The organism is Pseudomonas sp. BS3767 (genome assembly GCF_900099665.1).
GTDB lineage: Bacteria > Pseudomonadota > Gammaproteobacteria > Pseudomonadales > Pseudomonadaceae > Aquipseudomonas > Aquipseudomonas cerasi.
This window is the reverse complement of sequence record NZ_FNCX01000011.1, coordinates 110,873-131,890: the sequence shown is the minus strand read 5'-3', so window position 1 is coordinate 131,890 and position 21,018 is coordinate 110,873. Positions and strand designations below refer to the sequence as shown.

19 protein-coding genes and 1 tRNA gene are annotated in these 21,018 nt (G+C 57.4%); 4 read left to right on the top strand and 16 right to left on the bottom strand.

Features of this window, described 5'->3' with window-relative positions; translation table 11 throughout:
• Position 1 precedes the first annotated feature (1 nt).
• From BLR16_RS25180 to BLR16_RS25160, 5 genes are read right to left on the bottom strand one after another with little or no spacing between them, the layout of a single operon-like run.
• Positions 2–343 carry a hypothetical protein gene (locus BLR16_RS25180; protein ID WP_092194510.1) on the bottom strand — a complete coding sequence of 114 codons (342 nt, stop codon included), beginning with the start codon at positions 341–343 and terminating at the stop codon, positions 2–4.
• Positions 340–1,686: a replicative DNA helicase gene (dnaB, locus tag BLR16_RS25175; RefSeq protein ID WP_092194509.1), complete on the bottom strand. Its 1,347-nt coding sequence runs from the start codon at positions 1,684–1,686 to the stop codon at positions 340–342. The genes BLR16_RS25180 and dnaB overlap by 4 nt, the downstream gene beginning before the upstream one ends.
• Entirely contained in the window at positions 1,686–2,387 is a 702-nt protein-coding gene (locus tag BLR16_RS25170) for a DUF2786 domain-containing protein (protein ID WP_092194508.1), read from the bottom strand. Before BLR16_RS25170 ends, dnaB begins: the two co-directional genes overlap by 1 nt.
• Positions 2,384–3,139, bottom strand: coding sequence for a hypothetical protein (locus BLR16_RS25165; protein WP_092194507.1), 756 nt, complete (start codon positions 3,137–3,139; stop codon positions 2,384–2,386). The genes BLR16_RS25170 and BLR16_RS25165 overlap by 4 nt, the downstream gene beginning before the upstream one ends.
• Position 3,140: 1 nt before the next feature.
• Positions 3,141–4,001: a ParA family protein gene (locus tag BLR16_RS25160; protein ID WP_092194506.1), complete on the bottom strand. Its 861-nt coding sequence runs from the start codon at positions 3,999–4,001 to the stop codon at positions 3,141–3,143.
• Positions 4,002–4,240: 239 nt separating this feature from the next.
• Here BLR16_RS25160 and BLR16_RS25150 point away from each other — a divergent pair.
• Positions 4,241–4,317: transfer RNA gene (locus BLR16_RS25150), tRNA-Pro, on the top strand.
• Between the two features lie 269 nt (positions 4,318–4,586).
• Here the strand turns inward: BLR16_RS25150 and BLR16_RS25145 are convergent.
• Positions 4,587–5,486, bottom strand: a complete 900-nt coding sequence (locus BLR16_RS25145) for a DMT family transporter (RefSeq protein ID WP_074809102.1) — start codon at positions 5,484–5,486, stop codon at positions 4,587–4,589.
• A gap of 647 nt (positions 5,487–6,133) precedes the next feature.
• Between BLR16_RS25145 and trpC the strand changes: the two genes are divergently transcribed.
• Entirely contained in the window at positions 6,134–6,934 is an 801-nt protein-coding gene (gene trpC / locus BLR16_RS25135) for an indole-3-glycerol phosphate synthase TrpC (protein ID WP_054082209.1), read from the top strand.
• A gap of 142 nt (positions 6,935–7,076) precedes the next feature.
• Here trpC and BLR16_RS25130 read toward each other — a convergent pair whose 3' ends face one another.
• The 7 genes from BLR16_RS25130 to BLR16_RS25100 form a co-directional block, all read right to left on the bottom strand.
• Complete coding sequence (locus BLR16_RS25130) at positions 7,077–8,696, bottom strand: methyl-accepting chemotaxis protein (RefSeq protein WP_042930956.1); 1,620 nt, start codon at positions 8,694–8,696, stop codon at positions 7,077–7,079.
• A gap of 403 nt (positions 8,697–9,099) precedes the next feature.
• Positions 9,100–10,092, bottom strand: coding sequence for a LacI family DNA-binding transcriptional regulator (locus BLR16_RS25125; protein WP_003371156.1), 993 nt, complete (start codon positions 10,090–10,092; stop codon positions 9,100–9,102).
• Between the two features lie 67 nt (positions 10,093–10,159).
• The gene (locus tag BLR16_RS25120) at positions 10,160–11,674 is read right to left on the bottom strand and encodes a glycoside hydrolase family 32 protein (RefSeq protein WP_161437955.1); all 1,515 of its coding nucleotides are present in this window, start codon (positions 11,672–11,674) and stop codon (positions 10,160–10,162) included.
• Positions 11,671–12,816, bottom strand: coding sequence for an ABC transporter ATP-binding protein (locus BLR16_RS25115; RefSeq protein WP_275087169.1), 1,146 nt, complete (start codon positions 12,814–12,816; stop codon positions 11,671–11,673). Before BLR16_RS25115 ends, BLR16_RS25120 begins: the two co-directional genes overlap by 4 nt.
• A 27-nt stretch (positions 12,817–12,843) precedes the next feature.
• On the bottom strand, positions 12,844–13,686 hold the full coding sequence (locus BLR16_RS25110; protein ID WP_003430791.1) for a carbohydrate ABC transporter permease: 843 nt from the start codon (positions 13,684–13,686) through the stop codon (positions 12,844–12,846).
• The gene (locus BLR16_RS25105) at positions 13,683–14,645 is read right to left on the bottom strand and encodes a carbohydrate ABC transporter permease (protein WP_003430789.1); all 963 of its coding nucleotides are present in this window, start codon (positions 14,643–14,645) and stop codon (positions 13,683–13,685) included. The genes BLR16_RS25110 and BLR16_RS25105 overlap by 4 nt, the downstream gene beginning before the upstream one ends.
• A gap of 21 nt (positions 14,646–14,666) precedes the next feature.
• Positions 14,667–15,941: an ABC transporter substrate-binding protein gene (locus BLR16_RS25100; protein ID WP_054082212.1), complete on the bottom strand. Its 1,275-nt coding sequence runs from the start codon at positions 15,939–15,941 to the stop codon at positions 14,667–14,669.
• A 167-nt stretch (positions 15,942–16,108) separates the two neighbouring features.
• On the opposite strand from BLR16_RS25100, the gene BLR16_RS25095 reads away from it, so the two are divergent.
• A complete protein-coding gene (locus BLR16_RS25095) occupies positions 16,109–17,686 on the top strand; it encodes a carbohydrate porin (protein ID WP_042930958.1) in 1,578 nt (525 codons plus the stop codon).
• A gap of 81 nt (positions 17,687–17,767) precedes the next feature.
• On the opposite strand, the gene BLR16_RS25090 is transcribed toward BLR16_RS25095, so the two are convergent.
• The 3 genes from BLR16_RS25090 to BLR16_RS25080 are packed head-to-tail and all read right to left on the bottom strand — an operon-like array spanning position 17,768 to position 19,925.
• Positions 17,768–18,784, bottom strand: coding sequence for an SMP-30/gluconolactonase/LRE family protein (locus BLR16_RS25090; protein WP_074809106.1), 1,017 nt, complete (start codon positions 18,782–18,784; stop codon positions 17,768–17,770).
• Between the two features lie 20 nt (positions 18,785–18,804).
• A complete protein-coding gene (locus tag BLR16_RS25085) occupies positions 18,805–19,374 on the bottom strand; it encodes a cupin domain-containing protein (RefSeq protein WP_003430782.1) in 570 nt (189 codons plus the stop codon).
• 56 nt (positions 19,375–19,430) lie between these two features.
• Entirely contained in the window at positions 19,431–19,925 is a 495-nt protein-coding gene (locus tag BLR16_RS25080) for a YagU family protein (RefSeq protein WP_074809108.1), read from the bottom strand.
• A gap of 131 nt (positions 19,926–20,056) precedes the next feature.
• Between BLR16_RS25080 and BLR16_RS25075 the strand changes: the two genes are divergently transcribed.
• Entirely contained in the window at positions 20,057–20,977 is a 921-nt protein-coding gene (locus BLR16_RS25075; protein ID WP_024662192.1) for a LysR family transcriptional regulator, read from the top strand.
• Positions 20,978–21,018 lie beyond the last annotated feature (41 nt).

Below are 21,018 nucleotides of genomic sequence, written 5' to 3'. Positions count from 1 at the left end.
GTCACTGGCCTCCCGATCCGCCGAGCTTGTCACCCGACTGAATCTCGAGGATTTCAACCTCGTGGTCGGCAAAGGTGTCAGTAAGTTTTTTCATGAAAGCTTTTCTGGAAGTACCTGGGCTCATGCGGAACACGACGGTGTACTCCTTGCTGTCTGGTGCCTTGCTGGAGGCAACGACGCTCCACTGTGGGTGCACCAGCTCCAGTTCAACGACTTCACCGCTGTGGCACGAAGGGCACTCGGGCGCACGTTTTCCTTCTGGCATGACCGCAGTGAACGGGTGGTGGTGGCCGCAAGTGCGGCACTCATGAGTTATGCAAAGGGGTTTATTGCGCGCGCTCATGATCGAGCTCCTTGCCATGCGGCGGCCGAGAGGTTTTCGAAACGAGTGTGTTGGGGGATGAAGGCCGTTCGGACGGTGCCGAGCGCGCCGTTTCGATGCTTGCTGAGGATGAGTTCGGCGACCCCTTTTTGCTCGCTATCGGGGTTGTAAACCTCGTCCCGATAGACGAACAGAATCAGGTCAGCGTCTTGCTCAAGCGCGCCCGACTCACGGAGGTCTGCATTGATAGGTCGCTTGTTCGGACGCCGCTCAAGTTCTCTGTTGAGCTGAGAGAGCGCCACGACAGGACAGTCGAACTCTTTGGCCAAAGCCTTGAGTGACCGAGATATCTCACTGATTTCATTGGTCCGATTTTCTTTACCTGGACATTTCATCATTTGCAGATAATCGATCAATATCAGTACTGGCTTTCCGAAACGCCGTGCGCCTCTGCGAGCCCGCGCACGGATTGCCGAGGGAGTGAGGTCAGCTTGATCATCAATTACAAGGCGATCGCCATACGAGTTGATCTTTTGCACTGCCATCGCGAGCTTCGGCCAGTCCTCATCCTCCAACTGCCCGCGTATCAACTTCTCCAGGTTCAGGTGCCCCAGGATCGAGATGAGCCTGTAAATGATCGCCTCTGCCGGCATCTCGAGGCTGTAGACCTGAACAGTGGCCTGAGTATCTTTTTGAAGCGCAGCGTCTACCAAGTTGAGCGCCAGGCTGGTTTTGCCCATGGAGGGCCTGGCCGCAATGATGATCAGATCGGCTGGTTGTAGTCCGCCCGTCAATTCATCAAGATCGGAAAGCCCTGTAGGCAGCCCAACCACCGACTCCCCAGCGTTGAAGCGAAGATCGATCTTGTCGACCACCTGCATAAGCATCTGGTTGACGTCCACAAAGTCGGAAGTCTGCCGTCCTTGCCCCAAGGCAAAAAGCTGCTGCTCGATGACGTCTTGAACCTCAGACGCATTCGCTTGAGGATCTGAAGCCTCCCGGGTACATGCATAGCCATGTGAAATAATCCGGCGTAGATGAGCTCGGTTACTCACTGTTTCTGCATAAGCCTTGATATTGGCCACAGAAGGCGTGTTTTTGGCGAGCTCACTGAGGTAAGCCAAGCCCCCAGCAGCATCTATTGCCGCAATGGAGTCGGACACCGTGACCACGTCAAATGGCCTGTTCGATTCAGCCAGCCCAGCAATGCTCTGGAATATCAGACGGTGCTCCGCCCGGTAGAAGTCATCGGCTTTGATACGGTCTGCGATCAGGTCCCAGGACTCGTTATCAAGCATCAGTCCGCCAAGCACAGCTTGTTCGGCTTCCACGGAGTGGGGAGGTGACATATGAGAAATGTCCATCAAGCCCTCCCGATTCTTGCCGGGGACTGGGAGTGCTGATCGACGCCTCTGTGCAACGCTGCTCTAGAACCTTGCGTCCAGCCCTGATGTTGAGATTTCAGGTCGTGGCCCTTAACAGAGGTAGGCTCAAGCTCTTTTTCGACTACGGTGGGGTGGTGCAGGCTGAGGTAAGCGCTTATCGCTTGCTGAGCTTCAGCATTTTGTCGACCGGCGAATTTGTAAACGTTGGTGGCCACCGCATTGATCCATGCTTCGGCAAAAATCCGTCCACGTCGTCTTTTGGTGGTTGGATTGCAGCGTTTGAGCTGCGAAACGTGCTGACGACGCGCCGTAACAAGCTGCAGATGAAGCGCAGAATAGGCATAGCACGCCAGATCGGGCGATACACCCAACCCGACGAACTTGAAATGCCAGTCTCCAGGGCGTGAGGGGAAAGCAAAACAATCGCAGTCGAAAGCGCTCGCGCACGTCCCTGCCAGGCTGTGCAGCCAACTCGCTGGCGCTCGCTTTGTGCCGGCAGATACTGACGCCTCACGTGCGAGGTGGGCGTCCACCTCAAGCTCTTCGAGTTGGTACTGCTCCATAAGCTTGCGGCCTTGCCGCAGGGCTGTCTCAGCCTCATTAGGAGAGGCACCCGCAGAACGTGCCAGTGCGAAGCATTTGATGACTTTGTCGATTATCCGTTGGCGGTCAATGCTCATGGCCGTACCTCCGGTACTGCCTCAACTGCCAGAGCCTCTTTCCAGAGTCTGAGGGTCTCACTTTCATCAGCAGTGAGCTCGGCTTTAGCCCGCTCTTCCCGGGCTTTTGACTTCAGAATGTCAAGCCGGTCCTCGACATCAGATCCATCGTCGTAAGAGATGTTATTACTCAGTGCCTCAACGAACTGGTGACGAACTGAGTCCAGGCAACTGACTCGATAAGCTGCCAGGCTGGTCCAACCTATCAGTTGGCTAAACGGCGTCAGTAGATCGCGTCTGACTCTGCTATTGAGCTCGACTGCGGTGTAGAAACCGTCGTATACGCCAATACGGTTGAATAACAGCACTGTTTTGAGGAGCTCAAGTTTCTGGTCCAGGCTCTCAATGGGCAGGGGATATGTAGCAGCAATCAGTTGTTTCGCTCTTGCGTTCCGCGCGTCCTGCCGACGTTTGGCCGCTTTCTCGTCGCGGACACGTTTTTCCTTGGCATGCTCGACATGAGAGTTGACTGATTCAAGGAGCTGCGCGGCCTGAGTGAGCAGTTCACGCTGTTCTACGCTCAAGTAATCACCCAGTCGGCTAACCAAGCCGCGGCCCATCTGATGGCCTGAGCTTAAATTGCGAAGCTCACGTGACGTGTTCGTAAGCTTGGTCTGAGCGGCGCGCAGTTCTGATGAGTTGTACTGCTCGTTGAGCTTCTGCATCAACTGAGGAGTAATGCCGGCAGCTTCCGTGAGATTTGTCTTTGCCATCTCATTGACCCCCTTTTACCAGGGCCTCTACGGCGGACTCAGTCATCGCCTCGAAATGGTCGGTCCATTGTGGAAAAATCTCGATAGCCAGATCACGGATGACCTTCAGGGCGCTAGGCGCTCGACGGTTACTAGGCTGCTTGTACTCGATTCGGTGCGCAGACATTCCCGCTGTGGAACCTTGACGGAAAATCACTGAAGCAGGGACCGTGGTCTTGAGAACCTCGATCTCCGCGTTACCAGAGAACGTTCTTCGTATTGCGTCATGGATCTCGCGAGCATCCACGGTCTGGTCGAGACCGTTCACCACAACTTTGATGGGGGGGATAGGCAATCCTAGCCGGGAATAAGGGCGAAGGCCGTCAAGCATCTGCAACGTCCCGCGGCTAAATTCGCGTGCGCTCAGCATGTTCGGTGGAACCGGCGACAAAGCGAGATCTGAGGCTAACACCACCATTTCCAACATGACGCTGCGTGCGCCTTGGGTATCTATCAAGATCAGGTCGAATTGATTTTTAAATGCTTTGAGCAGGTGAGCCAGTCGCAGCCGACCATCTGGTGCCTGGAGCAGTAGGTTGATCAACTGATTGTTGGGGTCGTTCGACAGGATCAACGAGAGGTTCGGTATGCTGGTCTTGGAGATGATCCGTTCAGGATCCGTAAGATTCTGCGCGATGAGCTCAAATATGCCGCCGCTGGCCTCCTGCGCTATTGGGTAGTAGGAAGAGAGAGAAGGCTGCACAGGGTCCAAATCTATGAGTAGGACCTTCAAGCCTGAATCGGCGCAGAACCCACCGAGATTGGCAGCTTTGGTAGATTTTCCGACGCCACCTTTGGTGGACACTAGCGAGGTTACGAACATGATTTAAAGCCTCTAATGGGGACATTAGAGACTGCGGATTGGATCCAGAGCCTTCATCAGGAGGTTCTGCCTAAACTGAGGGCATGAAACCAATTGGCTTTTAACCAATTGGTCGTAGGTTCGAATCCCACACGACCCACCATTTTTGGTCAGTTTGTATCTGGCTGGATCTTAGGGAGTGACGCCACAAGCGTCACCCAAATAGAAAACGCCTCCTCGGAGGTGTTTTTTAGCATCATCGGGGTATAGCGCAGTCCGGTAGCGCGCCTGCTTTGGGAGCAGGATGTCAGGAGTTCGAATCCCCTTACCCCGACCATTTTCGCCCAGCTGTATCAGGGTTGAAGATCAGGACTCAAGAACAGTCGTTTTGAGTCCAACAGAAAAGGCGTCCTTCGGGACGCCTTTTTTGTTGGGTGCATTTTCAGGTGAGACGGGGCTAAGCCGCCGTCTGATGCGAAATAGGACACCGGCAAGCTCTGTGACGTATCGAGCGGCCCGTACCGAGCGAATACTTGTGTACGGGGCCTCACGCATGACATCGGTTACTGGAATCAACGTGCTCGCAACTGGCAGGCGCTGCCTGCCTTACTGACTGGCGCGCGTCGGCGCTTTTTGACCCAGGCGTATCAGTTCGTTGGAGAAGCACAAACCAGCGATGATCAGGGCCGCTCCCGGATAGAGGCTTTCGCGCGGTACTTCATTGAGGGCTACAAATGCCAGCAACGCCGCAAACAGCGGTTCGGTGAGTTCAAGCGCTTGCACCTGGGATGGCTTGAGGTACTCAATGGCCTTGGTCGTGCAGAAAAAGCCGAGGATGGTCGGCAGGGCGGCCAGCGCCAGCAGTGCGGCAATAGCCATTGATGACAGCTCGCCGATCACGAAACCATCGGCGGCGGCCGGCATCAGCAGGTACAGGCTGCCGAAGAAGAGCAATTGACGAGTGAAATGCAGGCCCCCCGAAACGCCCATTTTTTTCATGGCAACTGAAAACGCTCCGTAGCCACAGCCTGCGATCGAGGCCAGCGCTGCACCTTCCAGAGTGAAGCCCTGTTGCAAATCAGCGCCGAAGATCACCGCAATACCTGAGATGGCCAGTGCGGCGCCCACGGTTACGTTTGCAGTGATGGCATCCTTCAGTAAAAGGCGCCCCAGAATGATCGACGAGATTGAGGCACTGGCCATGAGTACGACGACGACACCCGCCGCAGCGTAATGTCGGTAGGCGGACGTTTCGAAATGGAACAGCACGAAAATACCGAGGAACGCGCAGATCGCGGCCTGGCTCCATTTGGCGGCTGATGTCGGACGCTTGAGGAAACGCAGCACGATCGAGAGCAGTATGCACCCCAGTATCGTTTTGATGACGGCAACACTGCTGGAGGTGAAGCCGTTGCTCATGAGTACCTTGCTGAGCACACCAATGGTTGCGTTCAGTGCGGCGGCGGAGAGCGCAAAGATAACGCCCTTGCTGAAATTGGATTGCATTGATGACGTTCCCTGTCGCTGGTTTGTCGTTTGAGAGGAGTGAAGCGATTGCGGGTGGCCTGCAGATCCACGCTGGCCTTGGCAATCATCGGGCAATGTTCGGCGAGTTCGATAAACCGGGTCAAGGCCTGAAAAGTTGTCGAATGCGGCAGCAACCCATAAAGCAGGTAATCCTTGACGCCTGACACGAGCGTCAAAAGCAGTGCGAGCAAGACGTTGGCGCACGACCACGGAAAGCAGTTCCAGCTTACTAGGGCTGCGAATCAGCCGATTGACCAGCAGATACTTCAGGTTTGCCGGTGCGCCGATCAGCAGGCTTGCCAGTAGTAACAGCCGAGGCGTGGACTGGCCCAGGTAAATCGCCAGGCTGTGCCGGAAAGTTGATATTGTTTCGCCATCTTAATCGTCTGGGTTCAGTTGTTGATGTACGTTACAGAGACCGTGTTACCCGGGTTTACATTATGGACGATCATGATATATTAACGCGATAATGTGTTTAAAGGTGGATAAATTAAATTTAATTGTTGTTTCTCGATCAGTGAATGTACGCTCGTTTAAATATTGCCAGAGGGCGATAATGAGCATGCGTACGTCGAGGCGCTACAGGGCTTAATTCAATAGACTACCCGTTAATATGAGTGACTGCCATGAGTGATATTCTAAACAAAATAAAACATTACAAGCTTCAAGAAATAGAGGCGGCAAAAACTAACGTACCATTAAGTCGCATCAAGCAGCGTGCCCTCGAACAGTCCAGTCCCCGCGGTTTTTATAAAGCACTGAAAGCAAAAGAACAGCAGGGTCTGTTGGGGCTCATTGCAGAAATAAAGAAAGCAAGTCCATCAAAAGGCCTGATTCGCGAAGACTTCAACCCGCCCGAACTGGCGAAGGCTTATGAAACCGGTGGGGCCGCCTGTTTATCCGTTCTGACCGACACGCCCAGCTTCCAGGGTTCCCCGCAGTTTCTCATCGATGCGCGAAACGCTTGCGCCCTTCCTGTGTTACGAAAAGACTTCATGTTTGACACTTATCAGGTATATGAGGCACGTGCCTGGGGCGCGGATTGCATATTGCTGATCATGGCCTCATTGAGTGACGACCTCGCCGCCGAACTTGAAGATGCGGCCATGACGCTGGGGATGGACGTTCTGGTGGAAGTGCATAACGAACATGAAATGGAGCGTGCGCTCAAACTGTCTTCTCCGCTGCTCGGCGTCAATAATCGCAACCTGCATACCTTCGAAGTAGACCTCGGCACAAGCGAGCGACTGGCATCCATGGTGCCCGCAGGCAAACTGCTGGTCGGTGAAAGTGGCATCGGCAACCATAACGATTGCCTGCGACTCAAAAAATCCGGCATTACTACCTTTCTGGTCGGCGAAAGTCTGATGCGCAAAGAGGATGTTACTGCGGCCACAAGAACACTGCTGACCGGCAGTGCTGACTGACGCGTAGGAAACTCACGGCTCAGAGGGGCGTTAATGCGCTCCTCTGACCGTCCTGCACTTGTCCAGACGTATGCAGTTGATTGGCCCTGAATGCTGTGGAATCAGTATCCACAGCATCACGACCTGAAGCAGTCGAAAACCCTTAGAGCGAAAACCTGGCCACCAGCTTATTCATGTCTACAGCAAGCACTGAGAGCTCGGCACTGGCCGCCGCTGTCTGATTGGCCCCCGTTGCACTCTGGATGGAAAGATCGCGAATACTCATCAGGTTGCCGTCGACCGAACGTGCGACCTGCGCCTGCTGCTCCGATGCGGTCGCAATCATCAGGTTCATTTCGTTGATTTCATTGATTGCTTTCGCGATCAGGGTCAGTGCTGCTCCGGCTTCATGAGCGATGGTGAGTGTGCCACCGGCCTGATCGCAACTTTCACTCATGGCCTTGGTGGCCTGTGCAGTGCCCGTGAGGATGTCGCCAATCATTTTCTCGATTTCCTGAGTCGAGGTCTGGGTACGATGGGCCAGCGCTCTGACCTCATCAGCCACCACCGCGAAACCGCGTCCCTGCTCACCTGCCCGGGCGGCTTCGATAGCTGCGTTCAAGGCCAGGAGATTGGTTTGTTCCGCAATCGTACGAATGACTTCCAATACCTTGCTGATGTCCTTGGACTGCACGGCCAGACGCTCTACATCGACACTGGTGCTCTGCACGGTCTTGCTCAGTTTCTCGATGGCGTCAACCGTACTGGTAACCCGTGCTGCGCCGGTGCGGGTTGACTGATCAGAGGCTTTGGCTGCATCCGATGCAGCGGCAGCATTACGCGCCACCTCATCGACCGCAGCGGTCATCTGGTTAACGGCGGTGGCTGCCTGATCAATTTCGTTATTCTGGCGCAGCAAACCTTTGCTCGACTCCTCGGTGACCGCGTTCATTTCTTCAGCGGCGGATGCCAGTTGAGTGGATGAATCGCCGATCAGCTTGATCGTATCGCGCAGATTGTTTTGCATGACCTGGGTAGAGCGCATCAGGTCGGAAAATTCGTCTTTGCCCGTGACGGTAATCACGCTGCGCAGATCACCCTTGGCGATGGTGTCGTTGACACGCAGCATGTCGCGCAACGGCGTGACGATACTTTTGGTGAACAGCACGGCCAGCACAATCGTCGCCAGCGTCGCGGCTGCAATAATGAAGATCACAAACGTTAAGCCGCTTTGATACGAATCCTCGGATTCTTTTCCTGAGTTTGCCGCCTCGTCAATGTTCATTTGAACAAGCCCGTTCACAGCGTCGTCGAGAAGACGGGTAACAGGCGTCACGTTTGAACTCAGGTAGGCCAGCGCTTCAGTGGTTGCGTTTTGACGGATAAGTGCAATCACCTGGTCGAATGCAACCAGTGCTTTATCGGTGTTTTCCGACACGGCTTTGAACAGTTGTCCTTCTTTATCGCTGGCGACAAAAGGGGCGTAAAGTGCTACCTGCTTTTTCAACTCCTCACTCAGCGAAGCGATCATGCCGGACGTGGTGGCCATGTCCTGCGGATTGGTCTGGGACAGCATTCTGCGGACTTCCAGGCGCAGGCGCAGCATCGTGGCATTGATTCGGTCTGCAACCACCACGCTGGCCAATGCATCGTTTTCAATGTCTCTGGCCGTCTCGCGGATTTCTCCCATTTTCCATACTGAAATACCACCCAAGGCGACCAATAAGAGTGCAATAAACATAAAGCTGAGTGCTGCGCGCGCAGATACTTTCAAGTTTCTCATTGTCACTGACCTCCTTGTAGAATTGATTTTTCACGGCTTTAGAACTATCGGCTACCAGAAATATTACTTGAGGTGGTCGGGTTTGGTTTCTGGATTAGTTCGTGCGTTAGTTGCGCACGGTTTTGTTCTTTAATTTGTTTAGTGCGCTTTTTTGGGGCGGGATTCATGTAAGTCAGAGGGTGTACAGCTCGCCTGTTTTGAGCGTGCAATCAGTAGGCGCTTGAAAAGTAAGAGAAAAGCTATCTTTTTAGAGTGGCCGGACAGCCAGGCGCTCTTACCCCTCTCAATCGTAACCATTTAATACGGTCAGCGTTTCAGGGGTGTAAATCAGGGCTCAAGAGCAGTCGCTTTTGTCTGGAGGGTCCCGTGACGACTTGCTGCGTGAGCTTTCCAACGCAAGGCTTCATAACGATTCTCTGATCACCAGCGGGCAGTCCACCGGCTGGGAGCCCGACACTTCAAGGCTTTCAATCAGGTGCCGGGCGGCGTTGCGACCGATCTCGTAATACGGCAGTTGCACCGTGGTCAGCGCAGGAATGAACAGCTCGGCGATGCCGATCATGTTGTCATAACCCAGTACGGCAACATCGCCGGGGATTTTCAGGCCTTGGCCCAGCAGCAACTGGTAGGCACAAAAGGCAATGCGGTCATTGCCGCAGATCAGAATGTCGAACTGCGGACGCCCATCTATCATGTGTCGTGCAAGGATAGCGGCGGTTTCCCAGTAGGCATCGTGTTCGGACAGGTTGTACTGCAAGAGTTCGTCGCGAGTCAGGCCGAATGCCTCGCAGGCACGCAACATACCTGCTTGGCGGATTTCCCAGGCCAGGCTCTGTTTTGGCAGGTTTATGAACAGCGGGCGTCGATAGCCCTTGCTGAACGCGTGGTTCAAGGCGCGGTACTGACCCGTTTCGTCGTCTGGCACATAACTGACCAGGCTGCTGTCATCAGCTACGCAGTTGGCGAGCACCAGCGGCTTGCTCTTCAGGCGCTGGGGGATACTCACTTTGCGTAACCCCATGGCGCTGAAGATCAACCCATCCGGGCGGTGCGACAGCATCAGGTCAATGTTCTGGTCGGTAGGCGGATTGCTTAGCAGGTTGAGAATAAATACGTTCCAGCCTGCCTGCTGCGCGGTCTGTTCGATTGATAGCAGCAGCTCGACCGCAAACGGCGTGGTTGCGGTGTCCAGGGCAAATACGCCGATGGTTCGGGTCTGCAGGTTGTCGCCGCGAATCCTGCGAGCCGACAGGCTGGGTACGAATTGAAGCTCATCGATCGCGTTGCGCACTCGCTGATAAGTCTCCGGACTCAGTTTTCCCGGATCATTGAGCGCCCGAGACACCGTCATCAGAGACACACCGGCCAGTTTTGCAACGTCTTTAACTGAGGTCATGCGAAGCGGGGCCTGTCGGGTTGACTGATGATTATCATGCTACAGAGACCTGATTTTTTTCGCGACTTCAATGATTTACCGACAGGTATCCCGAGGCGAGTTGCCATGCGTCGGCGATGCAGACCCGGCCTCCGGTTCCGTTGGCAATAAGTTTTACCCCCAGGCTGTCGGTCTGTGGATAAAAACGGCTGCTGAAGCTGAAACTGCCGTTTTGCTCGAACACCTCGATGGACGAGCGATCAAGGAAGATCCGCAGTTCAAGCTGATTCTGTTGTGGATCTATCGCTACACTGCGCTGACCGCTGACGTGGGTGCCCGACTGAGTACGGTCGAGTATCAAACGTTTCAGCGACGCATCGTAGTAAAGCAGCGTCTGCTCATTGCCATCCTCACTGCAACGCAAGGCCACACCCAGGTGACCTTCGATGCAGTCGAGCACGTCCAGGTGCACGTGGATTTCGAGCATGTCGCCGTGTATGTCGGCCAGCGATTGGCTACCCGCTTCGCTCCACCAGGGGGTGCCTGGCAGTGACGCGTTGCGCAACGCTGTCAGCTCGCGCGCGGGCTGCACGCACAGGCGATCGGCGCGTACTTCAAGTTCTCGCGGCAGGCCCAGCATGCCGCGCCAGTGATGTGCCTCGGTTGGGGTCGGGCTTTCCCACATGTCGATCCAGGCCCACAGCAGACGCCTGCCATCGGCAGCCACCAGCGTCTGCGCCGCATAGAAATCGTGACCGCTGTCCAGCTCGATAAAAGGCCCGCCGGTGAACTGCCATTGACTGTCGACCTGGCCCACTCGATAGCCGGTGTGAAACCTGTTCAGTCGCTCGTAGCGCTGCGCCGGCATGCCCTGGGGGGAGTAAAGCAGTACGTCGCGTTCATTGAGGCCAAACAGGTCCGGGCATTCCCACATATAGCCGTCGCCTTCGCCGCCTGTGGACACATAACTGACGAAGTCCCACGCGTGCAGGTCCCTGGATCGATAGAGCGGCAGCAGCGGTTTGTCGCCCAGGCGTGCGCCGGCAATCAGGTACCAGTGGCCATCCTGTCGCCAGACTTTCGGGTCACGGAAATGAATCATCCCGTCTTGCGGCGGGGTGTCGATAACGGCGCCGTGTTTGATGAAGCTGATGCCGTCGCTACTGGTGGCCAGGCACTGCACCTGACGGATGAAACGCTCGTCGCCCACGTCACCCAGCCACGTGTGCCCGGTGTAGATCAGCGCCAGGGTGTCGTCATGTACCACTGCACTGCCGGAAAAACAGCCGTCCCGGTCGAAGTCATCACCGGGTGCCAGGGCAATGGGCAGGTGCTGCCAATGGACCAGATCGGCACTCTTTGCATGGCCCCAGTACATCGGGCCCCATTTCGCGTCGAACGGGTGGTGCTGATAGAACACGTGATATTCGCCACGAAAGAACACCACCCCGTTAGGGTCATTCATCCAGCCCGCAGGCGGGGCCAGGTGGTAACCGGGGCGATAATCGTGGACGAGCTGCGACAGACCCTCTTCCAGCGCATGGCGCGCGCGCTCGAGGGCGGGAGACATCGGCTTGCTCATGGCATTTGCAGAAAAACTCATAGGGTGCCTGCTTGTACGAGGTGCGGTGTGGTGCCGGGTGTCAGGTGTTGACTGGCGTCTGTGTGGCGCTTCAGGGCCAGGCCATCTGCGTCGAACAGGTGCAGGTTGCTGTCGTCGAATTGCAGCGCGACCTGATCGCCTGCCTGCCAGCCGGCCTTGGCATCGCAGCGACAAATCAAGGGCTCGCTCGCCCCGGTAGCCAGATGCACATAGACCTCGCTGCCCAGGTATTCGACACCGGATACCGTGACGCCAACGCCGTTGTTCGCAGCATTGAGGGTGATGTGCTCCGGGCGAACACCCAGGGTCAGTTGCGCATCCTCGGTCAGATTCGAGCTGTCGAAGGGCAGGGATTTCATACCCAGTGCCGGGATGTCGATCAGGCTGTTGCGACCCGGTGCCTGCAAGCTTACTGGTAGAAAATTCATTCTCGGCGAGCCCAGAAAACCGGCGACGAAGAGGCTGGCAGGGCGTTCGTAGAGTTCGCGTGGTGAGCCGACCTGTTCGACCTGACCGCCGTTGAGCACGACAATCTTGTCCGCCAGGGTCATCGCCTCGACCTGATCGTGGGTGACGTAGATCATCGTCGAGCCCAGCCGCTTGTGGAGCCGTGCGATTTCGTTGCGCATCTGGACCCGCAGCGAGGCGTCCAGGTTGGAAAGCGGTTCATCGAACAACAGGATGTCCGGTTCCCGCGCCATGGCTCTGCCCATGGCCACGCGCTGACGCTGCCCGCCGGACAATTCCCGGGGCTTGCGCTGCAGCAGTTTGTCCAGTTGCAGGATCTGCGCGGTTTTCAGCACGCGTTCGCGCAGGCTGCTTTTTTCCGTCTTGGCCAGCTTGAGGCCAAAACTGATGTTGTCGTAGACGCTCATGTGCGGGTACAGGGCGTAGGACTGAAAGACCATACCGACACCACGCTCGCGCGGTTCCAGGTCATTGACCCGTCGTCCGTCGATCAGCAGGTCGCCAGCACAGATCGAATCCAGTCCGGCGATCAAGCGCAGCAGCGTCGACTTTCCGCAGCCCGAAGGGCCGACGAACACAACGAACTCACCCGCAGCGATCTCCAGGCTGACATCGCGCAGAATGCGCGTGCCGCCCAATTGCTTGTTGATGTTGGCTAGCTTCAATTTCATCACGATGCTGTTCCTTGTCAGTTGTGTGCATCAACCTTTCAACGCGCCGGCAGTGAGGCCGGAAACGATGCGGCGCTGGAAGATCAGCACCAGAATCACCAGTGGGACGGTCACCAGCACCGACGCCGCCATCAACAGGCCCCAAGGCAATTCGTGGGAGCTGCCACCCGAAATCAGGGCGATGGCGACCGGGACCGTTCGTTGCGCATCTGTCAGGGTGAAGGTCAGGGCAAACAGGAACTCGTTCCACGCGGCAATAAAAGCCAACAGGCCGGTCGTGACCAGTGCGGGCCACAGCAGCGGCAACAGCACGCGGGTCAGCGTGACCCAGGGCGATGCGCCATCCATGATTGCCGCTTCTTCCAGCTCATGCGGCAGTTGCCCCATGAACGTGGTCAGCACCCAGACGGTGAAGGGCAGGGTAAAAATCGTGTAGCTCAGGATCAGTGCCCATGAGGTGTTGTACAGACCCAGTGCGCGGATCACTTCAAACAGCCCCGACAGCACCGCGACCTGAGGAAACATCGAGACGCCGAGCACCATCATCAGCACCGTGCCGCGGCCTCGGAACTTGACCCTGCCCAGGGCGTAGGACGCCGTCAGGCCCAGGAACAGCGCCAGCACTACCACACTCAGCGCAACCACCAGCGAGTTGGCGATGGCCTGCAGGAATGACGCCTGACTGAGGACCGCTGCGTAATTGGAGAAGTCGGCTTCGGTGATCCAGTAGCTCACTTCAAACAAGGCACTGGACGGTTTCAGCGAGGTCAGGATGGCGTAATAGAAAGGGAAGATCGCGTACAGCAGCACGACCCCGACCAGGCCCCAGAAGGCCAGGCGCAGCAGCGCTTTCTTCAGTGGGCGCAGGTTCATGAGCGCACCTCCAGCTGGCGACGTCCGAGGTACAGATAAAGCATGGCAATCACTGCCACGACCAGAAACAGCAGGGTGGAGGCGGCGCTGCCGTAGCCGACGTCCTGGAACTCCACCAGGTGCTGGCGGGCATAGACCGACATGCTCATGGTGCTCGAAGAGTTGGAGGTCAGGACGTAGATGACGTCGAAGACCCGCAACGAATCGAGGATGCGAAAGATCGCGGCGACCAACAAGGCGGGCATCAGCAACGGCAAGGTGACTCGCCAGAACACCCGCACCGGATGAATGCCGTCGACCCGGGCGGCTTCGTAGCAATCGCTTGGCAGCATCTGCAGTGCCGCGAGCATCAGCAGGGTGACAAAGGGCACGGTCTTCCAGACGTCGACGATGATCACTGCCCACATCGACAGGTCCGCATCTGCCGTCCAGGCCAGCGGCGCATCGATCAGGCCCAGGCTCAGCATCATATGGTTGATGATGCCGAACTGGTCATTGAGCATCCACGACCAGATCTTCGCCGAGACGATGGTCGGAATCGCCCAAGGGATCAGAATCAACGCACGGACCAGCGCGCGGCCGGTGAACTTGACGTTCAACAGCAACGCCACCATCAGTCCCAGGACCATTTCCAGCCCGACCGACACCACGGTGAAATGCAGGGTGTTGCGCACCGCGTTCCACCATTGCGGATCGACCAGCACGCCAGACCAGATGACGCCGTCGTAGAGCAGATAATTGCTCAGGCCCACGAATGAGCCACTGCCGGTATCCGACAGATCGGCATCGGTCAGGCTGAACCAGAATGTGCGCAGCAACGGCCAGGCCGCCACCAGGACCAGGCACACCAGCATCGGCGTCAGAAACAGCCAGGCGGCGCGTAGCCTGCGACGTTGTACAGGCGTTTCCCGGGTGACGAGTTCGTCGTCTCCAGGGAAGTCGGTAGAAGAGACGGGCATGTTGATTTCCTTACGTGTGGCTTACCAGTTCCGGCGTTTGATGCGGGTCAGTTCGCGTTCCAGTTCGACCAGTGCCTGATCGACCGGAATATCGCCCGCCAGCACGCTATGCACCCGATCGAAGAATGCGTTGGAGACGCGTGGGTAGCCGTTGGCCGTGATCGCGGCGGGGCGCATGACCCCATTGCTGAGGATGCTGTGCAACTGCGGGTAGTACGGCATCGCCGCGAGCAACTCGGGGTCGGCATACAGGGACTCGATGACCGGGTTGTAGGCACCTGCCAGGGCACGCTGTTTTTGCTGCTGGGCGCTGGTCAGGTAGGCAACCAGTTCTGCCGCCAGTTTGGGGTTGCGGCTGTAGCGCGAAACCGCCAGGCCCCAGCCTCCGAGCGTTGAAGCGTGGGTGCCGTTCGCGCCGCCACTGGGCAGGGGCGCGACGCCGACCTTGTCTTTTATCGCGCTGTCCTTGCTTTGCACCAAGGCCCAGACGTAAGGCCAGTTGCGCATGAACAGCGCATTTCCCGACTGGAATACGCCACGGCCTTCTTCCTCGGTGTAGTTAAGGACGCCGGGCGGGGAGATCTCGCCGATCCAGCTTTTTGCCAGGGTCAGCGCGACTCGTGAGGCCTGGCTGTTGACCACGATGTCTCCGCGCGGGTTGACCAGTCCGCCGTCCGGCTGGCTGCTGATCCATTCCAGGGCGTTGCACGTCAGGCCTTCATAGGCGCGCCCCTGGAACACGTAGCCCCACATAGTGGCATTCCCCGCATCGCGTTCGGCTTTTTGCACTTTTTTGGCGGTAGCGGTCATGTCCTCCCAGGTCTGGGGGACCGGCTGCTGGTACTTGTCGAGCAGATCCTTGCGGTAATACAGCAGCCCCGAGTCGGTAAACCAGGGCATCGACACCAGCCGGCCGTCGACGGTGGCGTTGTCCACCTGTGCCTGGAAATAGCCTTGTGTCGCATTTGCCGGAAGCAGTTCGCGCAGATCCGTCAGGTGTTTGGCGAGCATCCCCGGCCACACCATGTCGATTTGAATGATGTCGATGTCGGTGGACTGGGCGCTGAGGATCTGCTGGTAGAACGACAGGCGCTCGGTTGCAGAGTTAGGCGTGGAAACCACCTGAACGTTGTTGCCGGTCTGTTTTGACCAGCTATCGACTGCCTCCTTGCACAGTTGCAATTCAGCGCCGACGGCCCCGCACGAGATCGTCAGATCGGCTGCGTTCGACAGCGCAGAAAACCCGGCGGACAGGGTGAGCAGCGCGGCGGGAAGAAGAGATTTCAGCTGTTTCATAGAGCCCTCTTTATTTTTGTTTTTATAAAAGTTAACGTTAACATCGTCAATGTAACAGCGTATTTTCGATGTGGCACCCTTTTTTCTCCGATTTGCACAATTTTGTGCTGAAGGAAAAAGGCTCGGCCAACGTCACGAAAACAATAAAAACAAAACAGGAAGTCCACATGCAGAACGCATCAAGATGGCTACTCGCAGGGGTACTCGGCACCTCGACAACCGTCTCTCAGGCCGCGACTCTGGAAGAGCGGATGGCCGCATTCGAAGCCCGTGCCAGCGCTGCGGAAAAACGTGCAGCCGCTGCCGAACAGCAAACCCAGGCGCTCGCCAGGGAGCTTCAGCAACTCAAACTCTCGACCCCCGTTGCGCAGCCTGCCGCACCCACTTCTGCGTCCACCGTTGCGGCCAGTTCACAGCCGGCTCTGGATGATCGCGTGGCAAAACTCGAAGCCCGCCAGCAAAGCATGGAGAAGCCAGGCAGTGCCGGACACCTCACCGACGGGTTCAGCTTCAAGGGCTACGCTCGCTCCGGTCTGTTGATCAACGACGGTTTGGGCGGCGGTCGCGGTGGGCCTTATACAACCCCCGCAGGTTCAGTCGGTGGTGCGGTCGGGCGCCTGGGTAACGAAGACGACACCTACATGCGCTTCGATCTGTCGAAAGAGATCTACGCGCAGAACGGCACGCGCTCCAAGTTCACCGTCTCCATCGCCGACGGCGTTGAAAGCTATAACGACTGGACGGCCACCGAAAGCAGCCTGAACGTGCGTCAGGTATTTACCGAACTCGACCACATTGCCGCTTTCAAGGGGAATTCAGTGTTCGAAAACGCCACGCTGTGGGCCGGCAAGCGCTTCGACAGGGATAATTTCGATATCCACTGGCTGGACTCGGACGTGGTCTTTCTGGCCGGGACCGGTGGCGGTATTTACGATGTACAGATGACCAAGGACTGGCGCTCGAACTATTCCCTGATCGGACGTAACTACGGAGATTTCAGTGAGGGCGGCGTCGATGCCGATGTGGAAAGCTATATCCTGACCTCCAACCAATTCTTCGACAATGGTCAGTGGCAGTGGATGTTCAACGCCATTGGTGCAAAGAAAAACGACGTCGGTACGCGCACCAATCAAGCCGGTTTTGCGCCCGCAGATTCAGGCCTGCACACCATGTTGGCCAATCACCAGAAGGACTTTTTCGGTCGGGAAGGCTTCTTCAAGACGGCGTTGCTCTATGGGCAGGGCCTGGGTGCGCAGGTCAAGGACATTGGCGCGGATGGCGAACTGATCGACGACGCCCGCGCAGTGCGTCTGGCCATGTATGGCGAGACACCTATCGCGCCGGGATGGCGCATCGGCCCTAGCCTGCTGGCCGAGCAGAGCAAAGACCGCTACGTCAAAGGCGACGATTACCGCTGGCTCACGCTGAACATGCGCCTGGCCAATGAGATCAACAGCAACTTCGAGATGGCCTACGAGCTGAGTTGGCAAACCATGGACCTCGACCCCAAAGGCTATCTGCAACGCAATGCGGTTGACGGTAACTTCTGGAAGTTTACGGTTGCGCCGACCTTCAAGCCGGACATGGGTGACCTGCTCACACGTCCCGAACTGCGAGTGTTCGCAAGCCTCATGAACTGGTCTTCGGATCTGGACCGCTACAGCACGACCGGCAACTTCGGCAAAAGTGATTTCAACTCCGGTGGTGTTTGGCAGTTCGGCATCCAGATGGAGACCTGGTTCTAGGCTCTGCAGGTAAAGCCCGGCACCGTGTGCCGGGCTTTGAATCGGTTTACGGCTACCCGATGAGCATCGGGACAGTTCGTCCTACTGACCAGCTACGCTCTTCATCACCTGCACCCTGAGCACCTTGTTGGCAGCGGTAATGTACGCCCAGCTTGCCTGCTCGCTGGAGCAGAACGTCAGGTTGCTGGTATCGGCAGCCGCGACCAGCAGTTTTCCGAGTGGCTTGCCTGCTGCGGAAAATACCTGAATACCTTCCTTGCTGCTGCTCCACAGGTTGCCAAGCGCGTCGACTTTGATCCCGTCAGGGATGCCGGGCTGGATGTCAGCGAACACCTTGCCGTTGATCAAGCGACCGTCGCGCACCTGATAGACCATGATGCGATGTGCCAGCTTCTTGTTGGTGAAGTCGTGGGCCATTTGTGAGTCGGCTATATAAAGCAGCTGCTGATCCGGCGAGAAGGCCAGGCCGTTGGGCGAGTGGACTTCGGGAGTGTCGAGACGGGTGATCTGCCCGGTGTCGGGTACGTAGCGATAGATGAACTCGCCGCCTTGCTCAGGCTTGCCGCCATAGCCCTCGCTTTTGCTCAACACCCCGAAGGTGGGATCGGAAAACCAGAGAGCGCCGCTTTTATCCGCCACTACATCGTTCGGACTGTTCAGCCGTTTGCCCTGGTAGGTGTCGACCAATGTACGCCACTCACCATTGGGCTCCTGCCGCACGATGCCGCGCTTGCCATGGGAGGCCGCCACCACACGGCCCTGGCCGTCGAGCGTATGCCCATTTTGAAAGTCGGCTTTTTCCAGCCAGGTGGACACGCCATCCTTTGCCTGCCAGCTGCTGACCTTGTTGGCCTTGATGTCACTCCAGATCAAACGGCCATCGGCCAGGCACAGCGGGCCTTCTGCCCACTTCGCCTGATCGGTGAGCAGCTCGACGTGGGCCTGTGGGGCAACCAGTTGGCTGAAGGCCGGGTCGATAACGACTTGCCGGACAGGGGCGACGGCGTCGGTTGCGCCTGCTGAACCCGCAGCCAGGAGCGCACTGCCCAATAGCCATGAGGAGGGGCGCAGAAAGCGATTTTTACGGGTCGGTTTCATAGGTTCAGGTCCGTATGCGATCAGTAGGCACAGCTGCCGTTGGTACGTTTGTCAGCCGCACCCGGTTTAAGTTTGATGATCAGTTGAACATTGGGTTGATCACCCACGGTGCGCGTCAGGTGGCCTACACGTTCGTCATCCGGACGCGGCCGGGACCGGGTGTCGGCATTGAACTGCATCTCTCCCGGTCCTTGCACCAGCACACTGCCATCGGTGGTCTCCACCGACCATTGCCCCTGCAGGGTGACGACCCATTGTGGCCCCGGCGCGTGGTGCCAGTTGCCGACGTATCCCACCGGCAGCACCGCGTAGGCGATGCTTTCGATATCGTCAGGGGAGACGCCGACCCATTGCGGCGCGGCTGGCGGGGCATAGCTTTTGAACTCCAGGCCTTCCAGGCGGCAGTGGCCCACATGCGTGGCACCGTTTTCGTCAGCCCACAGCGTGGCATATGAAACAGGTGGTTGCAGTTGACCGTTACTGTGAGTCATTTGCGCAGACTCTTTCGGCACCGATTGCACGTCGGCATTGGCACTCGCCATGCCCGCGCAGGCGGCGCAGGCCAGAGCCAGGGTGTATAGAGATTTCATCGGGTCACTCCGTTTACAGGGAAATTCCGTGTGTCTGTCGCAAGACAGCGCGCTACTCAGGCCGGTCGGGTGTGAGGCAGCCAGCGCTGCTGCAAATCCCGCCGTATGACTTCGATCACCCACATCCACAGCAAGTGCCCGAACGTTTCAGATAACAACTCCGAGGTAGGCAGCTCCCACAGCGGCGGTGCCCAATGGAACGCAGGCAGGATGACGCCGTGAAACCCCAGGGTCACCAACAGGCCGAAACCCAGACCCTGCCACAGGGCGGCGCGCGGATACCGGAGTACAAGCAGGCAATAGAACATGGCGAAGAAGATGGAAAAGCCATGGTGGACCAGGGCACTGCCGTAATTCACCACATGCTCTGAATACACATAAGTCAGCTGCTGAGCGTTGATGCCCAGCGAATCAAGCATCTCCACGGGCGGGACCGGGCGGTCCGGCGTGCGAGGCGGGAAGGGGATCTCTGTACCCCATTTGATGAAACTGGAAACATTGCCTCCAACAAAGCCGGCCAGTGCGGCGACACCATACGCTCGCGTGTTCAAATCAGCGCCCCTTCTTCGATAGACCAGGCTGTGAGCGATCTCGCTCTAGCCGTTTACCATGAAGTATGTGCAACGCTCATTTATTTGTAACATACTAATTTGATAGCTCATTGATACTAAAAAAATATCAGATGATTGATTTGAAATTGATGCGCCAGTACGTGGTGGTCGCTGAAACCTTGAATTTTCGCAAGGCCGCGCAGCGCTTGAACATGTCACAGCCGCCCCTGAGCGTTGCGATTCGTCGTCTGGAAGAATGCCTGGGCGTGCAGTTGTTGCTGCGCAGTACGCGCTCCACGCAATTGACCGCTGCGGGCGTCGTGTTTTTGGCCGAGGCGCGGCAAACGCTGTTGCAGGCCGAACGGGCCTGTGAAATGGCACGTCGCTCAGCGGCAGGCATGCTCGGCACGATTCGCCTGGGCTTTGTCGACAGCGTGGTCGATGGTTTGCTGCCGGCGTTGCTGCGTCGCTATCAGGCAGCGAACCCGAACGTCGATATTCAACTGCAGGAGGCCACCCCTCCCGAGCAACTTGAAGGCCTGCGCAACGACCGGCTGGACGTTGGCATTCTGGTGTTGCCGGTCATAGACCCGGGCAATATCCATATCGAGCCGCTGTTCGAGGATCGCATGGTTGCGGTGCTGCCGCAGGATCATCCCTTGGCCGAGCGTGCGTCCATCGGTCTTGCGGCGTTGGCAGACCAACCCTGGATTCTGTTCGCCCCGCATCATGGCCCGGGCATGCACTCGCACATTCTGCTGGCCTGCGCCAACGCTGGCTTTACTCCTCGGGTCGTGCAACAGCCTCGCCAGATGCAGACCACCGCCGCGCTGGTCGCCGGAGGCATGGGTGTGGCCCTCATGCCGCAGCGCTATGCCCGACGTCAGCCGGGGCGGCTTGCCTGTCGTGAGCTGACGGGCCCAGGTACACCTGTCGCCTATGTGCTGGCGCTGGCGTATCGCGAGCTGTCTCCGTGTGCGCAGTCCTTGCGCGAAGTGATCATGGAGCTGGTTCAGTCGCCAGCGTTCACGCTGTCGTCCGCGGAGTCGTGACGCCGTCACCTGAACTCAGGCCCCAACCCGCTATTCGCGTG

Bases quoted from the DNA above. Each gene is read 5' to 3' on its own strand.
- BLR16_RS25180 (WP_092194510.1), bottom strand. From the start codon at position 343: ATGAGCGCGCGCAATAAACCCCTTTGCATAACTCATGAGTGCCGCACT.
- dnaB (WP_092194509.1), bottom strand. From the start codon at position 1,686: ATGGACATTTCTCATATGTCACCTCCCCACTCCGTGGAAGCCGAACAA.
- BLR16_RS25170 (WP_092194508.1), bottom strand. From the start codon at position 2,387: ATGAGCATTGACCGCCAACGGATAATCGACAAAGTCATCAAATGCTTC.
- BLR16_RS25165 (WP_092194507.1), bottom strand. From the start codon at position 3,139: ATGGCAAAGACAAATCTCACGGAAGCTGCCGGCATTACTCCTCAGTTG.
- BLR16_RS25160 (WP_092194506.1), bottom strand. From the start codon at position 4,001: ATGTTCGTAACCTCGCTAGTGTCCACCAAAGGTGGCGTCGGAAAATCT.
- BLR16_RS25145 (WP_074809102.1), bottom strand. From the start codon at position 5,486: ATGCAATCCAATTTCAGCAAGGGCGTTATCTTTGCGCTCTCCGCCGCC.
- trpC (WP_054082209.1), top strand. From the start codon at position 6,134: ATGAGTGATATTCTAAACAAAATAAAACATTACAAGCTTCAAGAAATA.
- BLR16_RS25130 (WP_042930956.1), bottom strand. From the start codon at position 8,696: ATGAGAAACTTGAAAGTATCTGCGCGCGCAGCACTCAGCTTTATGTTT.
- BLR16_RS25125 (WP_003371156.1), bottom strand. From the start codon at position 10,092: ATGACCTCAGTTAAAGACGTTGCAAAACTGGCCGGTGTGTCTCTGATG.
- BLR16_RS25120 (WP_161437955.1), bottom strand. From the start codon at position 11,674: ATGAGTTTTTCTGCAAATGCCATGAGCAAGCCGATGTCTCCCGCCCTC.
- BLR16_RS25110 (WP_003430791.1), bottom strand. From the start codon at position 13,686: ATGAACCTGCGCCCACTGAAGAAAGCGCTGCTGCGCCTGGCCTTCTGG.
- BLR16_RS25105 (WP_003430789.1), bottom strand. From the start codon at position 14,645: ATGCCCGTCTCTTCTACCGACTTCCCTGGAGACGACGAACTCGTCACC.
- BLR16_RS25100 (WP_054082212.1), bottom strand. From the start codon at position 15,941: ATGAAACAGCTGAAATCTCTTCTTCCCGCCGCGCTGCTCACCCTGTCC.
- BLR16_RS25095 (WP_042930958.1), top strand. From the start codon at position 16,109: ATGCAGAACGCATCAAGATGGCTACTCGCAGGGGTACTCGGCACCTCG.
- BLR16_RS25090 (WP_074809106.1), bottom strand. From the start codon at position 18,784: ATGAAACCGACCCGTAAAAATCGCTTTCTGCGCCCCTCCTCATGGCTA.
- BLR16_RS25085 (WP_003430782.1), bottom strand. From the start codon at position 19,374: ATGAAATCTCTATACACCCTGGCTCTGGCCTGCGCCGCCTGCGCGGGC.
- BLR16_RS25075 (WP_024662192.1), top strand. From the start codon at position 20,057: ATGATTGATTTGAAATTGATGCGCCAGTACGTGGTGGTCGCTGAAACC.